The sequence below is a fragment of the Microbacterium algeriense genome (assembly GCF_008868005.1).
GTDB lineage: Bacteria > Actinomycetota > Actinomycetes > Actinomycetales > Microbacteriaceae > Microbacterium > Microbacterium algeriense.
On sequence record NZ_WAAO01000002.1, the window covers coordinates 1,239,996 to 1,258,745 of the forward strand.

At 64.1% G+C, this 18,750-nt stretch carries 15 protein-coding genes and 1 tRNA gene; 7 read left to right on the top strand and 9 right to left on the bottom strand.

The genetic code is table 11. The annotated features are described in order from the left end of the window. Nucleotides 1-11: 11 nt before the first annotated feature. Complete coding sequence (locus F6A08_RS13580) at nt 12-929, top strand: oxidoreductase (protein ID WP_151459687.1); 918 nt, start codon at nt 12-14, stop codon at nt 927-929. Between the two features lie 53 nt (nt 930-982). Next, nucleotides 983-1,366: an MmcQ/YjbR family DNA-binding protein gene (locus F6A08_RS13585; protein ID WP_151459688.1), complete on the top strand. Its 384-nt coding sequence runs from the start codon at nt 983-985 to the stop codon at nt 1,364-1,366. A gap of 24 nt (nt 1,367-1,390) precedes the next feature. Here F6A08_RS13585 and F6A08_RS13590 read toward each other — a convergent pair whose 3' ends face one another. Beyond that, nucleotides 1,391-1,927, bottom strand: a complete 537-nt coding sequence (locus F6A08_RS13590; RefSeq protein ID WP_151459689.1) for a hypothetical protein — start codon at nt 1,925-1,927, stop codon at nt 1,391-1,393. 1,012 nt (nt 1,928-2,939) lie between these two features. Here F6A08_RS13590 and F6A08_RS13595 point away from each other — a divergent pair. Further along, nucleotides 2,940-4,178, top strand: coding sequence for a hypothetical protein (locus tag F6A08_RS13595; protein WP_151459690.1), 1,239 nt, complete (start codon nt 2,940-2,942; stop codon nt 4,176-4,178). Between the two features lie 496 nt (nt 4,179-4,674). Here F6A08_RS13595 and F6A08_RS13600 read toward each other — a convergent pair whose 3' ends face one another. The 5 genes from F6A08_RS13600 to F6A08_RS13615 form a co-directional block, all read right to left on the bottom strand. Then, complete coding sequence (locus F6A08_RS13600; RefSeq protein WP_151459691.1) at nt 4,675-5,775, bottom strand: hypothetical protein; 1,101 nt, start codon at nt 5,773-5,775, stop codon at nt 4,675-4,677. Between the two features lie 312 nt (nt 5,776-6,087). Then, nucleotides 6,088-9,108 (bottom strand): DEAD/DEAH box helicase, encoded by a 3,021-nt coding sequence (locus F6A08_RS13605; protein ID WP_151459692.1) that lies wholly within the window; start codon nt 9,106-9,108, stop codon nt 6,088-6,090. An 86-nt stretch (nt 9,109-9,194) separates the two neighbouring features. Beyond that, entirely contained in the window at nt 9,195-9,353 is a 159-nt protein-coding gene (locus F6A08_RS17680) for a hypothetical protein (RefSeq protein ID WP_192576766.1), read from the bottom strand. Between the two features lie 346 nt (nt 9,354-9,699). After that, entirely contained in the window at nt 9,700-12,666 is a 2,967-nt protein-coding gene (locus F6A08_RS13610; RefSeq protein ID WP_151459693.1) for a DEAD/DEAH box helicase, read from the bottom strand. Next, nucleotides 12,663-13,475: a Hachiman antiphage defense system protein HamA gene (locus F6A08_RS13615; RefSeq protein ID WP_151459694.1), complete on the bottom strand. Its 813-nt coding sequence runs from the start codon at nt 13,473-13,475 to the stop codon at nt 12,663-12,665. The genes F6A08_RS13610 and F6A08_RS13615 overlap by 4 nt, the downstream gene beginning before the upstream one ends. A 270-nt stretch (nt 13,476-13,745) precedes the next feature. Here F6A08_RS13615 and F6A08_RS13620 point away from each other — a divergent pair, with 270 nt between their 5' ends. Both F6A08_RS13620 and F6A08_RS13625 read left to right on the top strand, forming a co-directional pair. After that, nucleotides 13,746-15,323, top strand: a complete 1,578-nt coding sequence (locus F6A08_RS13620) for a recombinase family protein (RefSeq protein ID WP_151459695.1) — start codon at nt 13,746-13,748, stop codon at nt 15,321-15,323. Between the two features lie 269 nt (nt 15,324-15,592). Then, complete coding sequence (locus F6A08_RS13625; protein WP_151459696.1) at nt 15,593-15,841, top strand: hypothetical protein; 249 nt, start codon at nt 15,593-15,595, stop codon at nt 15,839-15,841. A gap of 19 nt (nt 15,842-15,860) precedes the next feature. Here the strand turns inward: F6A08_RS13625 and F6A08_RS13630 are convergent, their stop codons facing one another. From F6A08_RS13630 to F6A08_RS13640, 3 genes are all read right to left on the bottom strand, one after another. Further along, on the bottom strand, nt 15,861-17,042 hold the full coding sequence (locus F6A08_RS13630) for a tyrosine-type recombinase/integrase (protein WP_151459697.1): 1,182 nt from the start codon (nt 17,040-17,042) through the stop codon (nt 15,861-15,863). A gap of 4 nt (nt 17,043-17,046) precedes the next feature. After that, the gene (locus F6A08_RS13635) at nt 17,047-17,286 is read right to left on the bottom strand and encodes a helix-turn-helix domain-containing protein (RefSeq protein ID WP_151459698.1); all 240 of its coding nucleotides are present in this window, start codon (nt 17,284-17,286) and stop codon (nt 17,047-17,049) included. Between the two features lie 182 nt (nt 17,287-17,468). Next, nucleotides 17,469-17,542, bottom strand: a tRNA-Pro gene (locus tag F6A08_RS13640). 106 nt (nt 17,543-17,648) lie between these two features. Between F6A08_RS13640 and F6A08_RS13645 the strand changes: the two genes are divergently transcribed. Together F6A08_RS13645 and F6A08_RS13650 are read left to right on the top strand one after the other, a co-directional pair. Continuing rightward, nucleotides 17,649-18,239 carry a GNAT family N-acetyltransferase gene (locus F6A08_RS13645; RefSeq protein WP_151459699.1) on the top strand — a complete coding sequence of 197 codons (591 nt, stop codon included), beginning with the start codon at nt 17,649-17,651 and terminating at the stop codon, nt 18,237-18,239. A 9-nt stretch (nt 18,240-18,248) separates the two neighbouring features. Further along, on the top strand, nt 18,249-18,704 hold the full coding sequence (locus F6A08_RS13650) for a hypothetical protein (RefSeq protein WP_151459700.1): 456 nt from the start codon (nt 18,249-18,251) through the stop codon (nt 18,702-18,704). The last annotated feature ends 46 nt before the right edge of the window (nt 18,705-18,750 follow it).

The following is an 18,750-nucleotide window of genomic DNA, read 5'->3' on the forward strand; positions in this document are numbered from 1 at the left end:
ACCGTGTTGCCGTGACCGAACGTGAGACGACCCCCGCCGCTCGCGCGACGAGGGTGGCGGTGATCGGACCGGGCGCGATCGGCACGACGATCGCGGCCGCCCTCCACGAGGCAGGGCGCACGCCGGCGCTGTACGGCCGCACGCCGCGCCCGGGGCTCGAACTCGTCGTGGCAGAAGAGCGCCTCCCCGTGCCGGGCCCGGTGCGGACCGAGCCGGCGGAGGTGTCCCATCCCGCCGACGTCGTGTTCCTGGCGGTCAAGGCCACCCAGATCGCCGGCGCCGCGCCCTGGCTCGCCGTCCTGTGCGGTCCGAACACTGTGGTGTGCGTCCTGCAGAACGGGGTGGAACAGGTCTCGATGGTCTCCCCGCACCTGCCCCCGGGAACGGTGATCCTCCCGGCCGTGGTCTGGTTCCCCGCCCAGGCGCAGGAGGACGGGTCTGTGCGCCTGCGTGGAGAGGCAAGGCTGTCCCTGCCGGAGACGCGAGGCAGCGATCGCATCGTCGAGGTGCTGCGGGGCACGCGCTGCGAGATCGAGGTGGTCGCGGACTTCTCGACCGTGGCGTGGCGCAAGCTGCTCCAGAACGCCGCCGCAGGCCTCATGGCCCTCACCGGGCGGCGGTCCGGCATGTTCGCCCGGGACGACATCGCCGACCTGACCCGCGCCTATCTGCAGGAGGGCCTGCTCGTCGCGCGCGCCGAGGGGGCACGACTCGCTGACGCCGCTCCCGACGAGATCCTGGCGAAGTTCCGGGCGTTCCCGGCTGACCTGAGCACCTCGATCCTGACGGACCGCGACGCAGGGCGCCCCCTCGAATGGGATGTCCGCAACGGCGTCATCTCCCGCCTCGGTCGCGCCCACGGCATCCCGACCCCGATCGCCGACATCATCGCGACGCTGCTCGCGGCGACCAGCGACGGGCCGGGGTGAGCCGCGGAAATCCGAGCGTTTCGACCAGGGTTCACAGGAGCGAAGGAGGCCCGATGGACGGGAAGACGTTGCACGAGCGCGCGGCGGCTCGCGCGGAGGAGTTGCCCGGAGCGGAGCTGACACATCCGTTCGGACCGGAGTGGGACGTGTTCAAGGTGCGCGGGAAGGTGTTCATGCTGCAGACCGGCGTCACCGGCGAGGCCATCGTCACGCTCAAGTCCGACCCCGAGGAGAGCCACGCGCTGCGCAGCCAGTACGCCGACATCACCCCCGGCTACCACATGAACAAGAAGCACTGGATCAGCCTGCACGCCGGCGGCACGCTCGAGCCCGAGGTCGTCGACGAGCTCGTCACCGAGTCGTACCTGCAAGTGCTGGAGCATAGCGTCCCCAAGTCGCAGTGGCCCGTCGACCCCGCCACCTTCGGGCAGGCGTGAGGACGGCGTTGCGCGGGCGGGAGGTCAGTCCGACCCGTCACGCGGGGCGGGTATGTCGTCCGTGAACCTCGTCATCTGCAGTTCATCCGGCAGGCCCCACTTCGCGCGGAAGCGTGTCCTCAGCTCCCTGAGCTGTCGGTCGGAGGAGGTGGCAGGGATGAGTGCGATAAATAGCAGCAGGGCTGAGCTACCGCCGAGCATCAGCGTCAGCAGGGTCGCGGTCTGATCCGGCGTCTGGTTCGCCGTCGCGATGAGCCCGTGCACCAGGGGCACCACGGCGACGAGCGCCAGGGTGCTCGCCGCTCCGAGCAGGGCGTATGTGATTCCTCTCGCCAGGGACCACGGCGTTACAACGGTCCTGATCACCGCGGCGGTGACGAGATCATCTCGGGCCGCGGTCGCCAGACGGCCGGCCGGAGATTCCGCGTCCATCGACTCCAGCTCGGTCGACAACTGCCGCGCCCGACGGAGCTCCCGCGGGACCGCATGCTGGAGCGCGGTTCCCGCCAGTGCGAGCAACCCCGTGATCCCTGCCGCCCCCAATGCCGCCAACCACTCCATGCCGTCTCCTCACTCGTTCGTGTTGACGGCAGTGTGCCCGAGGCTTCGGACATCGAGGTACTCGCGTCTCCGCCTTCCGGCGACGACAACGACGACGACGCGGTGGTCCGAGCATGCAGAAGGCCCGGAGACTCTCTCGAGTTTCCGGGCCTTTCTCGGTCGGGCTGACAGGATTTGAACCTGCGACCCCTCGGAGGATCCGGATGATTTCCGGTCTCCGCCGATCGTCTCGGGAACTCGCGGATTCCCTTGTGTTTACAGGGAACCGGGCGGTTCGCTTGATCCGATTTTAGCCGGTCGGTGGTGGTTCTTGGCGGCTGATTCAGGTGGGTTCCTGATGGGTCGGGCTTCGGACTCGCGCCAAGAACAACTGACGGGCTCGAGGCGAATCTCGGCTGAGCGGCGAATCGCTGATAATCCCCGTGTGTTGGCGGTTCTCACGGCGGTCGTTCTAGGGAATGAGTACCGGCTGATGACAGCGCTTCGGAGGGTTTCTGGTCACCGTTGTGGCCAGCGCGCGATGTCAAACTGCGCGGAGTCGTTCGGACACGGGAGGTTGACAGACTGCGCAGCGCGTTCGGAAGCCTCAGCCCGGCGAAGCGTCGCTAGTCGTACGCATAGGGAGTCGCTATCGCGCAAAGCATCGAGCGGCGTATACGCGCACTGGACGCCACGCACGACTCGTCCTGCCCGCGCAACGACAGCCCGGGGCTCACGTAAGCGATTCCACGCACGCTCAGCCACCGGTCAACGCGCGGATAGACCCGCTGTGACGCGAGTGGGATCGTTGACGCGCGGGACGTTAGTATAGCGAATTGCCGCTAGTCGCGCGCACGGTCTGCCCCGTCGTCATGGTCGGGACGGTTGTCGACTGCCGATCTCGGCTTTGTTGCGATGACGTCTCCTCGCACAGCACTCCTCCGCTGCCGTGCGAAGGGCTGAACCCCAGCAATGATGTCGACTCACAGAGTCCGCCGCGGGCCGTGTCGACGGTGTGGTTCACAATCGATTTGTGACCCACTTCTGGCAGAGCGATGCCGGCGAACACATTCGGCTGCACCGCAGACGGATGGCGTCGCTTCGTGTGACGGTGAAGACCGAGGCCCCAACTAAGAAGATGCGGAGGGGGTCACAAGAGAAGGCGCGGCAAGCCCTACGGCTCGCGTTCGAGGGCGACACACTCACCAGCTACGCGCGCAAGCAGACAAACTGGCCCAAGCCACGGGCGGACATCGCGCTCGACATCTTCGTGAACAGTGGTTCACGCAACGGGGCACGTATCGACAGCGCGTGCAAGTGGTTGCTGGACGAGTTGACGGGCCTCGTGTACCGAGACGACAAGCAGGTGAAGTTGCTGTTCGCCCGGATCGGACGTCCCCTCAACGATCCTGAATCGCTTGCTTTCTGGGGTGAGGATGCACTGCCCGTGACGAAAGTGGTTGAACCCCAGGGCGCGAGCATCTCGATCACTGCGCAGCCCCGGTCTAGCGTGCTGCACGATCTGCGCGTGGCGAGCAATCTCGAAGAGGCGTGGGACCCTCACAAAGCGGTCTACGGCGAGAGTCGGCGTTCCCCGTTCTACGACGACTTCGAACGAGACGTATTGCTGGATTATCAGACGCTATTCGACCCCGATGACGAGGAACAGGGGGCACGATTCCGGCAGATAGCGAACCAGATCGACTATCGCGATCAGGCCCGGCAACAGAAGCACGTCGATCTCGTTTTCTCTTCGTTGTTCACGGACCTACCTGTGGACAGGTTCGGCGTGTGGAGAGCTGCGCGCTCCCGCCTGGCCCACTCCCCGTACATCTTTGATCTTGGGACGATCCCTGAGCGGGGCGAGTCCGAAGAGTTCCAACAACGGCTTCGACGGATCCTTGAGGACCGCAAGCACCGCTTCCCGGGCCTGCTGCCCCTCCGCGCGCGAAGCGGCGTCTCGATGATTTTGTTCGAGAAGCCCGGTCACTCCAAGGACTTGGACAACCTCGTCCGCCAGACCCTTCCCGCGATCCTGGACGTACTGAGGCCTCCCCGCCATGATCATCAAGGATGGTTGGCCGACGAGCCGGACCTCAGCGCGAGCCAGGTGGACATTCCTTTCATCGAGATTGCTGCGATCGCTGCCGACCAATCCGATATGCCGCAGGGCTCCCTAGTACTTGGGCTTTCCGGCGCAGACCGCTACTCCAGTTGGTGGTCCCTCGTCGGCGACTATGTTGCGCGTTCACTCGACGATGCGTACCCATGACCGCGAAGGTGCAAGACGACGACAACGCGCGCAATGGAGACATCTTGGACGACGGTGCGCGGCTGGTTCGTTCGCGGCGTAGGACCGGCGCAGCCTCCGGCGGAGGTGGACGCTCGGAACTCCGCAACTCACGCCGAAGTAGCACGCTCAGCGACCCACTTGCGGTCGACGTCCGTGGGTGCCGACGCACCGCCGTGCTCGAAGTCCAGGGTGACGTCCCGCTGGCGTCTACCTACCACTGGCTGGTGGATGGTGCTGAAGCATGTTCTATTCTTCGCCGCATCGGCGCTGCGATTCTTGCAACGACTCTGGCTGCAAGAGTTCTCGCCCCCTGCACGCCGACTGCGGAGGATAGCGAGTCCGCGCCCGCGGGCATCGAGGTGAAGATCGATAGTGACGCCCAGCCGATGATCACGGCCCTAAGTAGTTCCTGCCACAACTACCTGATGTCATTCGGCTGCCGCGCGAGCTTTCCGAGTTACGCTGCAGGTTCAAGTCAAGCGGGCGCCGTGCGCCCCGCCGCTTCCGCTGCCTTCAGATACTTCCTGAGACGGGCGTCGTATACCGCAATTTCGTCTTCCTCATCGTTCGCACGGAAGATGTCACGAACCCGTTTCGCCACCCCCTCGAGTGCCCGTCGGTTCTTAGGGGTCTGAAGATTCGCGGAGGTGTCGAGGCGATGGAGTTCAGGGACGGCGTCGGAAAGAGTCGCCGCGGCGGCCTCCCATGTCAGGTCGTCAGATGACTCGAAGTCACCAACTTTAGCGAACGCCACAGCTGTAACGGCGCATCGGAGCGACTCGTGCTCGCGCCAGTCCCGAGGCATTCTCAGTGTCGCGAGGATTCGCACCATCGACTTCAGTTCGGCGTCTTGAACGAGGCCCTGAAACAACGCGTTTGCCATAAGGACCGCTCGCCGATGGTCCGTCTGCCAGCTCTGATACAGCAGGGCGAGCCCGACGATCATGGGAAGTAGGCCGATCCACCAGCTGAGAAGCAGTCCGAGGCTGGCTGCCGTCGCACCAAGCGGAAGCCAGATGGCACGTCGAAAATCGCGCTCGGCGCGCAGGCGGTCATACTCCTGGTACTGGTCCGGCGCCGCCTTCCAAAGCTGGAGGGCGGTCGCATCAAACCTCGCGACAAGGCGTTCATTGGGGTAATGCAGGGCCATGCTCGCGGGCAGTCCGGCTGCTACGTAGACGCTCATTACAGCATCGCCGACCGGACCGAGATACTCGGACACGTCGATCCTGCGTCGAACGAACCTGAAGACTGCCCGTGCCAGCTTTCCTTCCGGGTAGGCGTCAGCGAATTGCGCACGATAGAACGGCCTAAGCAGCCACCGCGCTACGCCTACGGAGAGCGGTTGCAGTGCAAGCCCGATGAGATATGCAGCAAACGTGAGCCCGCCGATGATGTACACCAGTGGCACCGCCGCGAGTTGCTCTGTCAGCCAACGCAAACCTGGGATCATGTCGGAGACCGCGTCCCATGCGGGACCCAGAAACAGGAACGCTGCAAGAACCCATAGCGCGCCGACCGTGAGCGGTATGCGAGCCTCGCGGAACCCGGGCATCACCGTGGCGAGCAGGTTCATCTATCTCCCTCTGCGAATTGGCAAGTGCTCTTAGCCTTGACTGGACGCTAGCGCACCGCATTCCGACGTGATGCCAGGCACAGTGATGTGAGGATCCGGCTGATTTCCGGACTCCGCCGATCGTCTCGGGAGCTCGCGGATTCCCTTGTGTTTACAGGGACCCGTGCGGTTCGCTTGGTCCGAGTGTAGCCGGTTATCAACGGTCCACTACGTAGGATTGAGATGGGTTTGTGGTCGGCGCGAGAGCCTCGAACTTGCAGCCCGATGTAACGCAGACGAGGCGACGCTGGGTCCCGTTCGCGGGCGTACGAGTCAGGATGAGCACCGAACCTCGGTGCGAGCGAGCCCGCCGACCGCATTGTGGAAGAAGACTAAGAACTCTCGCACTTGCCCGGCCGAGATAGTTCCCGCATGGAGGCCCTCTTGAAGCCGTTGGACGCTCAATCCAGGCTGCACGATGACGATCTTGGAGTCGAGATGCGGCGGTCGTTCAGCGATCGACTCATCCGAACGGTCGGGAAGTAGGCCGCAGAGGGCAAGGAGGTCTTCTCGGTCCCCTGCCAGAACAGTAAGACGTGGTGACTCGGCACCTGTCAATCGGCGTCCGATTCGGTTCCACAGCTGTCGGTCTGTGAGATGACGTCGGCTCTTCGCGGCCTGTTGCGTGACCACTTCCATATCCGTGACCCGCACCCCTGGCGTTGAGTTAGACGATGGCTTCGAGTGCCAGAGCTCGATCGACATCCGGCCACCGAGATTCCTTTGGATGACGACGTGATCCGCGATCTCGCCTCCTCCATCGTTGTGCAACACCCATCTCGATGCGCCGGGCTCGGGTGTCACTTCCACGAGAGTCTCCTGGACCCATTCGTGAATCGAGTCGGTTCGATTTGGTCGAGGTGTTTCTCTCGTGATGTCAACGCTTTCCCAGCTACTCGGCACGAGATCAACGTCAGGAAGAAAAGATTCCGTTCGGGGCGGTTGAAAGGTGACAGGCCCCATCGTGCTCCGCCCATCGCCGAAATAGATGAGGGGCGGATGCGCTTCGAACAGCAGATTGAACGTCGTTGAGTTGCCCATTCCGCGGTGGAGCTCTTCCGACCCGCCCAGTGTAGTGAATTTGCCATTCACCGTCATCTCGGCAGTCCACACATCAATGCCCTCGTCCCGCGGGTCATAAACCCGGAGAAAGACTTGGCTCTGCGTGGCCTCCCGGTCTGCCAGCGGCGCAATCTCCAGTTCCTCGATCGGACACCCGTCTGGGAGCGTGTATGAGGCCCCCAGAAGTGCTGGGTTCAATTCCACAGCAATGACTGGAGGATGGAACTCGTCGGTTCTCGCACCCTTCGAGACGTTGGGTAACAGTGGGCCCGATTCGGTGGGTCTCGGGAACCAATAGCGGCGGGCGAGATCGACCACAAAGGCTTCGTAGTCGCGCAGTCCTAAGTATCGAGTCTCCCAGTACTTTGATTTGTTCACAGCAAGACCTGCCGTGGTCGCCTGGCCTGAGTCCACTCGAACTTGGGCCATCGCGTGGCCAAGTCCTCGTCCGTTCGTGTCGGCTTCACGTAGGCCTCGATCGATCCCGCTTCCCGCGAACGTCGCATAGGCTGGCGTGCCGGGCACGGCCGCGAAAGTGTTTCGTACGCCCACCGAGGAGACAGACAGACGCTCCACGCTGTCAAATGCTTCCTGGAGGAACCCAGGATTGCCGTTCCTCAGGATGTTCGATGGATCGAGAATCTCTCGGATCGCGTTGAGGAGTCCTAGATCTTGCGCGTTCAGCAGCAGGAGATGAGAGCGGTTGATGTCTGCGCTCTTCTGCCAGCTCACAACGGCTAGCTCGAAGACGCTTCGGGTGAGTTCGGTGCCTGAGTACCATTTGGGCTTCTCAGTCTCAGACGTAATGATCACCAACTGTGTTGCGTGTTGGTTGAGGCCAGCGTATGCAATGTGCCGCCCCAGAAGGCGTTGACCTGCCTGCAGACCGTCCGGCACTCCTTCTCCAAACCCGGGGTCGAACGGAACCCCACGCGGCACCTCCAGCAGCACTGCGCGCGTCAGCGGCTTGACGGCCGCCAGGTCGAAGCTCTCCGGCGGATCGTCGAACGCGCTGAGGTACTCCCGGTCTCGCCGCTCACGCTCAATCTCCTCATCGATCAGGGTCGGGAGTATCGTCGCCCAGTCAGCGTCTTCGCGGTACAGCTCGCGTAGCGCCCCTTGAAGAGCTGGGTAGACATCTTCGTCATGGACGGTGACCAGAACGGACTGCTGCGGGTACTCCGCATTCGCGCGTGCGAGGCGCCCAATGAACTGCATAGTGGCCGGTGTCGACTTGTGCTTATCGTGATAGCCAACGATCCGCAAGTTTGGAACATTCACGCCCTCGCCCAGCATGTCCACTGCGACAACCGCGCGGATCCTGCCCGCGCGCCAACCGCCGAGAATATCCTCGCGATCTGCAATCGATGTCGAGCCGATGAGTACCTGGGCGTCTACTCCCTTCCTTGCATAGATCGCCTGGACGATTCCAGCACGCGCGACGGTGTTCACACGTATCAGAGCGACGCTCGTCGCATGTTCAGCGAGGGACAACTGGCTGGCAACCTCCGCTGCGATCGCCTCATCCTTTGCCTCGTCCGTGATTGGCGACCCGAGTTCAAGTACCCGCGGAAGCACCGAGTGGAAGATACCCTCGGCAATTGCCGCGCGCAGCGGAAAGTGATAGGCGTGCGTTCCCGGTAGCAGCTTTCCGTCGGCACGGCGCGGCGTCGCCGTGAGCAGGACCGCTCGAGCGCTAGGAAAGTGGTCGAGGATTGCCCGCCACGTTTTAGCGGGCGCGTGATGGGCTTCGTCGATGATGAGGAGATCGAAGAGTCCTGGATCAGGAAGATCCGCTTCATCCATGTGGTCTGGACTGATCGAATTGGGGAGCGCTACGACAACGTCGACTTGCTGGAGACGAGACCAGTCAATGTTGCGTCCTTTCACCTCCTCGACGATCGGTCCAGGACTCGCACGATTAAGTGCTCCCACGGCCAGGAGATCCTGTTGACTGCGAAAGGCCGCGCTCAACTGACCCCTAAGCTCCGTACTTGGCACTACAACGAGCGTCCTCTTAGCCCTTGCTAAGTACGGAAGCGCAGTCGCTATCGCAGTCTTTCCCGATCCGGTGGGGATCGAGACAAGCAATCTTTCTTCTGGTTCCAGCGTCCATTGACTTGAGATCGCCGCTAGTGCACCGACCTGCGGGCGTCGCCAGGCCGGATCACCGGGCTTTCGCATCAACGCGAAATCGACGTAGTCACTCTCGTAGTGCGACACGCGAAGCATGGGCACACCTTAGCGCGACCGCGCCCTGGCCCAGCGTTGCCATCGCGCGAGTGATGCTGAACCGTACTGAGGCACCGCGCGCGTCTTCAGGCGCTGCTCGCGGTGGCGTTGGCGACATGCAGAAGAGTGCCGATGGCCGGTGTTCTGATGAGCTCTTCTTTCCTCCGTATGACTTCGGGCGCGATGAGTTCTTCCAGGACGTTATGCGGCGCGATCGCTAGTGCGTGGCTGACGGATTCATCCACCCAGCGTCGGCGCATCAGACGGCCGGATGAGATGCGTGTCCTCGATGACGGGCGCACCGGAGAGTTGAGCGGTACGCCCTCCGACAACCTGCTCATCCACGGCGACTCACGTGACGCACTGCGCTCGCTCCTCGAAATGCCGGAGTTCGCCGAGCAGGTCAAGGTCAAGGTCAAGGTCAAGCAGGTCTACATTGAGGCGACGCCCAGACGTATCGCGACGCTCCGAGAAAGATCAGCTGGTGGTCGGAGCGGGCACAGCCGTCATTCCAGAAGCAGGTTGGCTTCAGAGCACGTGCGCGTCCATACAGTTGCTAGACGGAGGGTTTCAGCTCCGAAAGAAGTACCGCTAGATGAGCCCCCTGATTGCCACGTCCGCAACGGTGCGCTGGTAGACCAGATCACCCAGGCGAGGAAGCCATGTGTCAGTGTCCGCGAGAAGGTCCCGGGCGATCGTCCACGGGGTTGAAAGCGAAAAGAGGTTCCCGGGCGAGCTCATCGCCGAGTGCGCGCCAAGTTTCACTGCAGCGGCCCGGTGTCGGACCCCCTTGGCCATCAGTTCACGAGCAGCCGCGGTGGAGACACCGAACCGCAGGAAGTCCGGGAACGAGGTGACCGCTGGGGCGAGAGTGACGCCCTCCGACGTCAGGTGCTGCTGGAGGATAGCCACTGCTTGCTCTACCAGGGTCACCAAGTCGAACAAGACAAGCTTGGCGTGGATGCGCAGCAGCACGTCAATGCTGACTCCTGCGCGTGCTGCGAGCGCTGTGAACGGCAGCCCCTCTAGCCAGGCCAGCAGTAGCTCAGACAGGGATGCAGCGAGGTCGGTTACGTCCGTCCGCCGGTACACGGTCTCCGCTTCCCGGGTGAACCCGGGCTGCTCGAGTGCCCAGTCGACAACGAGGCGTACCAGGTTAGGGTCCAGTGGTGACTCAATGCTCTCCCAGTCCGCATACCGGGGCAGGAGCCCATCGAGCACTGCGTCGACCAGACGAGGTCGTGCCGACGTCTCCTGCGCCAGCGAGAGGCGCCCGGACGCCCGCATCTCGACTAGGCGTTGCGCGCGGAGCTCGAACACACTGAACAGCATCTGCCGTTCCTGCTCCGTGGCCCGTGCCGCAGCGAAGGTCTCCGCGGCGAGCGTTTCGGCGATGCTGACGAACTGCTCCGCACCCAGCTCGTCTCGAATCAGCTCGATTAGCGCCGCATCAATCCCGTCGACGAGGGAGAACAGCACTGGGCTCGCTTCCAGCACCCGATTGGTGAGTTGCAGTTGCTGGCGGGCGAGCGCGCCTTCCAACCTCTGTACCAAGGTGATCAACGCTCCCGCAACCGGTTCACCGGGCTGTCCTTCTGCGACAGGGCTGACGACCGTCCAGTCATCGGGGTTCGCGCAGACCACCAGCCCGCGTGTCGAGCTTCCCGCCCGCCCTGCTCGACCGACCAGATTCTTAATGTCGCGGGCGAGCATTGCCTCGGGTGCGCTTCCGTCGGAGCTGCGCTTCACGGAGTAGAGAACCATCGTCCGCAACGGCAGATTCACGCCCTCCGCCAACGTGCTCGTGCACAACACCATAGGTATACGCCGGTCCGAAACCAGCTCCTCGAGAACCTCGCGGGTCTCCTGTGGCACGTCGCCGTGGTGAACGATCGCGCCCTCGCGGAGTGCCCGCGTTCCCACCCAGTCGTCGCCGAACTCTCCGGTCAGATACGCCACCGCTGATTCGACGGCCGCGTCGTCCGTCACATAAGCCATCGGCTTCGGCAGGTCGAGACCTGCTGCGATCTGCTTGAGGAGCTCGTTGGCAAGGCCCAGAACGCCCCGGTTGCCGCCCTTCTCCGTCGCGAACACAGCAACCGGACCCAACGTCAGCGCCTTCCGTGCTGTGGCCACCGCCAAGGTCTTCGTGGAACCGTAGTCGTAGGTGTTCAGTCGCCCCGTCGACGGGTTCGTGAACTGAAAATCCTCCAGGCCCAGGAACTCCGGCAATGTGTGCGACGGTAACGAGGTGGACGGCTCGTGCAGCTCCAGTCCGACCTTACGTTGTCGACCCGAACCAGAAGGGCGCAGCACCGCGAACTCCGCCACCGCTGGCCGATACTCACTGCGCACCACCGTACCGTCGGAGCCGCCCAGCCAAGTGTTGATCTCTTCCACGTTGGGGACGATCGCTGACACGAACACGATCCGCGGGGCCGGGGTTCGCGCCTTCAGCCGTGCCAGCAGCAGCTCCAGCCCCACTCCGCGAGACTCGCTGTCGAGAAGGTGCCCTTCATCACAGACGACCAGCGAGATCTCCGACAGCAATTCCGGGTGAGCGCCGACGAGCCCGGTCAAGGCTTCCGGCGTGGCGATGATGACGCGGACCTCTTCCAGATCGTCGCTCTCCTCGATCCCCGGAACCGTTCCGCCGTACACCGTCCGCGACCGTAACCCCATTGCCGTCAGGTGCCGGCCGACACTGCCGCGCAGCTCACGGGCCAACGCCCGGTACGGAACCAACAGCACCGCCTTGCTCTCTGGGAAGCGGCTCAGATGGTCGAAGATGAGCGTCTCTGTCAGCGCGGTCTTGCCTGCTCCCGTCGGCATCTGCAATGAATATGACTCAGAACTCGTCAGCAGTCCCGCATCGATGGCTTCCATCTGCGACGGGAAGAAGTCCCACACCGGCTGCGTGCGGTCCAGGAACGACTCCACCAGAGGATCCCACCGCCGCGTCGCCCCGTCGGGGAGAACCGCGCGAAGATTCGTGCGCTGGAAGCGCTCAACCAGAACCGCATACAGGCGATGGGCGACCCACTCGTCAGGACCAACATCCAGCGCGCGACCCGCTTCCTCCTGCGCGGCGACAACCACCTCGTTGACAATGCTCGTGTTCCCGGCTCGGACCGCGTCGACCAGCACCTGCGTCGAGAAAGAAACAGGATTCGCAGACCGAGTGAGGAGCTCGTACGCCGCCCGCTGGGCATCGACCTCCCAGAACTGCGGATCGGCGAGTCGCATCGTCATCACCGCCGAGGCAGGATAGCCGCCCTGATAGAACGCAACCGCCGCAAAGAACAACCCATCCGCACGAGCACCGTCCCGTAGATCCCGGCTCACCGTCTCAAGTGCACGACCGAGCGATGCCCAATCCAGCGGCTCCCCGCCCCCGGCACGCACCATGTCGAACAGCTCGCCGACCAGAGAGTAGTACAGGTCCGTCGTGCGATTGTCGAGGTAATCAAGTTGTCCCAGGTGGGTCGACAACCGGAAGTCCACAATCGTCTGCTGTGTCTCCGCATCTGCGATCCACCGACCCAAGCTTTCTCTCACGCGACATCCTCGACGTCTTCTGCGGTCAACAGCGCGGCGTCGAAGACCCGCTCGTAGGTCTCCTTCAAGTCAGGGACCGAGATCACGATCAACGCCCGCTCGCTAGGAGGAGGGGGGACCACACCGATCAACTCGTCGGCGACCAGGCTCGCGCAGATAACTGCCACCGCGCGGAACTCCCGTGTCGCCTCCGGATGGTCTACAGGGTGGATGAATCTGTCCAGCTGCTCGATCGAGATAGTGGACAGCCCCGTGTCGATCGCTCGTTCTTTGAGCCAGTTCAGCGTCTTCACGAACCGTCGTGAGCTGTCCTTCTCCGAGTCCGCGATCGCACTGGCGATGGGCGTCGACGTACCGCTGGTGGACTTCGTCTTCACCTCAGCACAGATGATCCGATCATCTGCCGACGCCGCTGGCCACTGCGGAAGGATCATCTGCACCACATCAGAACCGGGAGCAGGCTTCGTGCGATCCTGTTTCAACCGCCACTTCTTCGGGTCCAGAACGACCCCGGGATGCTCGCTCGCAGCATGGAACAGCGCCGTAAGGATCTCACCGAAGTCACCCGCCATCGTCGATCCACGATCTGGAAGCTTCGACTCAATGATCGTGCGAGCAGACACCGACGTGTCCGCGATTCGGGCTTGCAGACTCGGATCAGAGATGTAGCACCGCCGCACCGGAACGCCCAGACGATCCGCGAACGTCGCAGCCTGCTCCACCTCAATCTCGATCACCGTGAACGGCGCACTCTGGGTCGTCGAGAAGACCTCCCCGAGGGCCTCGAAATCGAGCTCTAGCTCCAGCACAACAAACCCCTATCCGCGCAGCCAATTCACCAAGACACACCGTCTGCCAGCCCGACACTACGAGATACATTTCAATACAGTCTGCTGGAAAGCCCGGAGAGAACCGAGCCGCAGCGTCTCCGTTGCTCGCCAGGTGCAGAAACCAGCGGCCCCCGACTTCCTTTGTCAAGACGGACAGGATGCGTCGGTACGCGCAACCCGCTGGATTCCGCGGACATCTGGCACCGGTATCGACCTATGTCGTCCGGCACGTCGGCCACTGTTGGCTGAATGAACAAAGCCCGCGATCTCCTTCAAGTTGCCACTTCTGTCCTTGACCCGTCCCCGCTGAGGTCGGCGGTTTCGTATATCCGCGTCTCTACTGCTCGTCAGGCAGATCGCGGAGGTGCACGAGACGGCTTCTCCATCCCGGCCCAGCGAGACGCGAACCAACGTCAGGCATACGGGTTGGGGGCGCTCGTGGCGGCCGAGTTCGTGGACCGCGGCCAGTCGGGGCGCAACACCAACCGCCCGGGACTCCAACAGATGCTCGCGTACCTGAGGGAACATCAGGTCGACTACGTCATCGTGCATAAGCTCGATCGCCTGGCACGATCGCGGGCCGACGACGTTGCGATCACTCAGGCGATCCACGCATCCGGCGCGCGTCTGGTATCCAGCACCGAGGGCATCGACAGCTCAGTGAACGGTGTCCTTCTGCACGGGATCATGGCGTCGATCGCGGAGTTCTACTCTCGAAACCTCCGGCACGAGGTGATGAAGGGAATGCGCCAGAAGGTCCTCCAGGGAGGGACCCCGAACCGCGCACCCATCGGGTACCTCAACGTTCGCGTCCAGACCGATGACGGCCGTGAGTACCGAACCGTCAGGGTCGACGCGGAGCGGGCGCCGCACATCATCTGGGCGTTCGAGGCATATGCCACCGGTGAATGGAGCGTCGCGCGTCTGGCGGACGCGCTCGGTGAGCGAGGACTGCGGACACGGCCGACGCCCTCTCACTCCCCCGCGATCCCGACAACCGCCAACGTGCACAAAGTGCTCAAGAACCCGTACTACAAGGGCATCGTGACGTTGAACGGGGCGCAGCACGACGGGTTGCACGAACCGCTCGTCCCCGCCACGACCTGGGACGCCGTCCAGCGCATCCTCGCGTCTCGACGAAACGGCGAGCGCAGCCGCGTCCACACCCACTACCTCAAGAGCACCGTCTACTGCTTCGCTTGTGAGCGACGGCTGCTCGTCCACAACGCCCGGTCGAAGAGCGGACGCATCTACCGCTACCTCGTCTGCTCGGGCAGGCAGGGCACGCCGCGGTGCGGACAGAGAGCACTCCACATCCCGGACGTCGAACGACGCGTCGAAGACGTGTACGTCTCGCTCGAGATCTCGCCCGCCCGGCGCGAGCTCCTTGAGCGCATGCATCTCCACCGCTCCGAAGCAGACGCACCCGCTCGCGCGCAGGCGCTCTCTGCGCTCCAAGGGCAACACGAGGCGCTCGAACGGCGGCAGACGAAACTCATCGAGCTCTACTACGCAGACGGGATCGCTCGAGACGTGCTGGTGAGAGAGCAACGCACACTGGCGCAGGCACTGTCCCGCATCACCGCCGAACAGGCGCGTTCTGAAGACGACGTCCTGCATTCGCGGCGAGTGAGCGTCACGCTCGACCTCCTGGAAGGCGCCCATGCGCGCTACACCGCCGCTGCACCACACCAACGCAAACAGGTCAACAACGCGCTGCTCAGCCGCATCCTCATCGGCCCGGCAAGCGACGAACTCCACGTCGAGCTGCTGCCCGAGATCACCGAGATCCTGGCCATCGACAGCGCCTCAAAGGGATTCATGTAAGCCACTTTGGGTGGACCCAAGGGGACTCGAACCCCTGACCTCCTGCATGCACTGCAGCGCTTCGCATAGAGCACCCCAGGTGCACCCAACGGGATTCGAACCCCCAACCAACTGGTCCGAAGACGTCGCCGCTCCGAGCCCCAATGGAACGTCGGCGATCTCCTGGCAGAGGGCAGCACTGCGTACCTACCTACCAGAGCCGGACGACACCTTCCGAGGCCGCGCTTGCTCGACGTTCAGTGACACAGCAGGAGAGGAAGCAGAACGACATGTCCAAGACATCTCCCAATGAACCGTCTGGCTCCGTCGAGTCGCGCTCGACACCGTGGGCGCCGCTGCTGAAGAAGGACATACCGGCGTTCCTCGACTACGCCGCCGAGCACTGCCCGCTGCTGATCGAGATCTTCGATCGGGTCGAACGAGAGCTCATCAGGGAGGGTGTCGATCTGAGCGGGCTGGCGGAAGGCGACCTGACCGTCTTTCAGACACAACGCACCAGGCACGAATCACGCGCATAGAGGACGCGACCTCCGGCCTTCACTGGTCCTTCGCGAACGCCCGCTCCAGCATCTCCGCGGTAGCCGGGTTCACCATTTCGCTGCGGCGAATGTAGTGCTGGATCGTGATCTTCGGGTCCGTGTGTCCGAGCAGTTCGGCAGCGAGCTCGACGCCGGCCTGCTCGTTGATCGCGGTCGCGACCGTGCGGCGGAACATGTGCGGAGTGACGCCGGAGATCCCGGCAAGGTCCAGAACATGCCGAAGCTGGCGGCGCACGTTGTTCGTCGTCAGCGGCGTTCCCTCACGGCTACAGAACAGCGGCGCATCGAGCGATGAGTCTTCCAACCGGGTGAGTCTGCGCCGCACGGCCTCCGCGGTGAACGACGGGATCGCCACGGTTCTCCGTGACTTCGCTGTCTTCGGGTGGTCCTGTCGTGTGGTCGGCTCGCCGCGGTGGCTGACGATGGTGCCGGTGATTCGGATGGACGGGATCGGGCTCGTGACGTCGACGTCGCGGCGACGGATGGCGAGGACTTCGCCGATGCGGGCGGAGGTGCCGAGCATGACCTCGACGATCGCGCCGAGCTGTCGGTCGGGCTTCGGCCCGGACATCGAGCGTCCGGCCTCCCAGTACGCGATCGCGGTGCGGATCGCATTCACCTCCGTGGGCGTCAGCGCGTTCGGCGTCGACGCCGGCCGGTGCAGTCGCGAGACGTGGTCCATCGGGTTGCGTGGCAGCACCTCGTGGCGCACGGCCAGGCCGAGTGCGAGGCGGAGCACGACGCGGGCCTGTTTGGCACGGTTGTAGCTCTGCTTCGCGAGCTGTTTGAGGAAGTGGTCGCAGCGGGCGACGCCGATCTCCCGCAGAGTCAGGTTCCCGAAGGCCGGCAGGACGAGCGTCTGCATGTTCCGCTCATATAGCTGCAGGGTGCGCTTCGACAGGCGGTCTTCGAGCTCGAGGTCTTCGAGCCAGTACGCGACCAGGTCGGGGAACGGGCTGTCCAGGGTGAGCGCCGAGGACGACGGTTGGAAGAGAGTCCGGTCGGCGAGCTTCGCCTTTAACGCCCGTTCGGCGGACTTCCGTGTGTCTCCGGTCGCTTGGACGAGCCGTGTCTTGCCGTCCCAGTCGCGGTAGCGGGCGCGCGCGACGACCCGTCCGTTGGGGCTCACGAGGTGGCCGATCTCCCCGAAGGTGCCGATGGTCAGGCGCTGCCGGCTCATCGGATCACCGCCCACCCGCCGGTGCAGGTGGCTCGGGGTCGCGTTGCTGCTCGATCCAGATCCGCACGTCCGAGAGCGCAAACTTCAGGTGTTTCCCGAAGCGATACGCCCGCGGACCGAGGCCGCGAGTGCGCCAGTCGTAGACCGTGGAGACGGGTACGCCCAGATAGGCGGCGAGCTCGCCGACGTCGAGCAGCGGCTCCAGGCCCCAGGGGTTGCCGGCCGGGCTGTGTTCGGTGTCCATACCGAACAGGTGCGTCCTGCTCCCACCCACGAATCGGGAGTAACCGGCACGGTCGCTCCCCTGCCAGAGCGGGACGGCCCAAGAGGGCCGCGAGGGAGCCAAAGTGATGGGTTTTCGATGACCGGATCACATCCACCTACAGAAAAGGTCCCGGAAACCCTTGAGTTTCCGGGACCTCTCGGTCGGGCTGACAGGATTTGAACCTGCGACCCCTTGACCCCCAGTCAAGTGCGCTACCAAGCTGCGCCACAGCCCGTTGTTCTGCACTCTCGCGCAGGCAACTCCCCTATCTTAGCCGCATGTCGGGCGCCTCCGCGAACCGGCGCGTTGCGGGTGTCGGATGCTCGGCGTAGCGTCGCGGCATGGTGACGATCACGACCGAGCTGGCGACGCCGCCGCGCTGGGATGACGTGCAACACGCTCTCACGGGAGGCGGCGACGGGGCCAGCTGCCAGTGCATCTGGCCGATGCTCCGGAACAAGGACTGGAACGCGACGACGACCCCGCAGCGCGCTGAGATGCTCCGGGCGGAGATCGACGCGGGTCCGCCGCCCGGGCTCGTCGCGTATGTCGACGGCGAGGCGGCGGGGTGGATCCGGATCGGACCGCGGACCACTCAAGCGCGCGTGCAGCACACCCGCATCATCGCCGCCGCGACGGCGGAGCCCTTCGACGACGAGAGCGTATGGGCGGTGACGTGTTTCGTCGTGCGCAGGGAGCACCGCGGCTCCGGGCTCAACCTCGACCTGCTCCGCGCGGCCGTCTCCTATGCTCGCGAGTCGGGCGCGCGCGTGATCGAGGGGTATCCGGTCGACACCCGCGGCGAACGGCAGCCGAGCAACGATCTGTTCCACGGAACCCTCGGAACCTTCCTCGCCGCGGGCTTCCGAGAACAGGCAGAACTCAAGCCAGGGCGCACCCTGGTCGCTCTCGACCTCGCGGCGACCCGCTAGCGTGAGGACATGAGCGACGAGAACCCGACCATCGACGACCCGGCACTCGGCACCCTCGTCCGCGCGAGGTCCGAGCTCACGGATGGCACCGTCCTCGCACACGACTGGTTCGTCGGCACGGTCACGGTCGACGGTGCTGAGCTCGAGCTCATGGTGGAGGGCATGACCCCCGACGAGGTGCTGCCGCTGCTCCCCCGTCTGCGGGAGACCGTCGCACGCCTCGAGGAGCTTCGTCGCATCGCGACCGATGCCGTGGTCACGAACTTCAGCACCGGGGAACCGGAGCCGAGCGAACTCGACGATGCCGCCACCGACCTGGTGCTCGAGACCGTGGAGGCGTCATCCGACGGGGGCATCGTCCTGCACCTCACCGACAGCTGCGGGGAGCACTTCCCCGAGGAGTACTGGCCTGCGGTCCACTTCGGCACCGACGGCGCTGTCGAGAAGGTCACGGTGGAGTCCTGAATGGCCGCTTCGAGTGCTTCGTCCTCCCTCACCGGAAACACTGCCA

What these genes read in the sequence shown, in the direction of transcription:
- F6A08_RS13605 (WP_151459692.1), bottom strand. Translation starts at nt 9,108, where the DNA reads ATGCTTCGCGTGTCGCACTACGAGAGTGACTACGTCGATTTCGCGTTG.
- F6A08_RS13620 (WP_151459695.1), top strand. Translation starts at nt 13,746, where the DNA reads ATGAACAAAGCCCGCGATCTCCTTCAAGTTGCCACTTCTGTCCTTGAC.
- F6A08_RS13635 (WP_151459698.1), bottom strand. Translation starts at nt 17,286, where the DNA reads ATGGACACCGAACACAGCCCGGCCGGCAACCCCTGGGGCCTGGAGCCG.
- F6A08_RS13630 (WP_151459697.1), bottom strand. Translation starts at nt 17,042, where the DNA reads ATGAGCCGGCAGCGCCTGACCATCGGCACCTTCGGGGAGATCGGCCAC.
- F6A08_RS13650 (WP_151459700.1), top strand. Translation starts at nt 18,249, where the DNA reads ATGAGCGACGAGAACCCGACCATCGACGACCCGGCACTCGGCACCCTC.
- F6A08_RS13645 (WP_151459699.1), top strand. Translation starts at nt 17,649, where the DNA reads ATGGTGACGATCACGACCGAGCTGGCGACGCCGCCGCGCTGGGATGAC.
- F6A08_RS13625 (WP_151459696.1), top strand. Translation starts at nt 15,593, where the DNA reads ATGTCCAAGACATCTCCCAATGAACCGTCTGGCTCCGTCGAGTCGCGC.
- F6A08_RS13585 (WP_151459688.1), top strand. Translation starts at nt 983, where the DNA reads ATGGACGGGAAGACGTTGCACGAGCGCGCGGCGGCTCGCGCGGAGGAG.
- F6A08_RS13600 (WP_151459691.1), bottom strand. Translation starts at nt 5,775, where the DNA reads ATGAACCTGCTCGCCACGGTGATGCCCGGGTTCCGCGAGGCTCGCATA.
- F6A08_RS13590 (WP_151459689.1), bottom strand. Translation starts at nt 1,927, where the DNA reads ATGGAGTGGTTGGCGGCATTGGGGGCGGCAGGGATCACGGGGTTGCTC.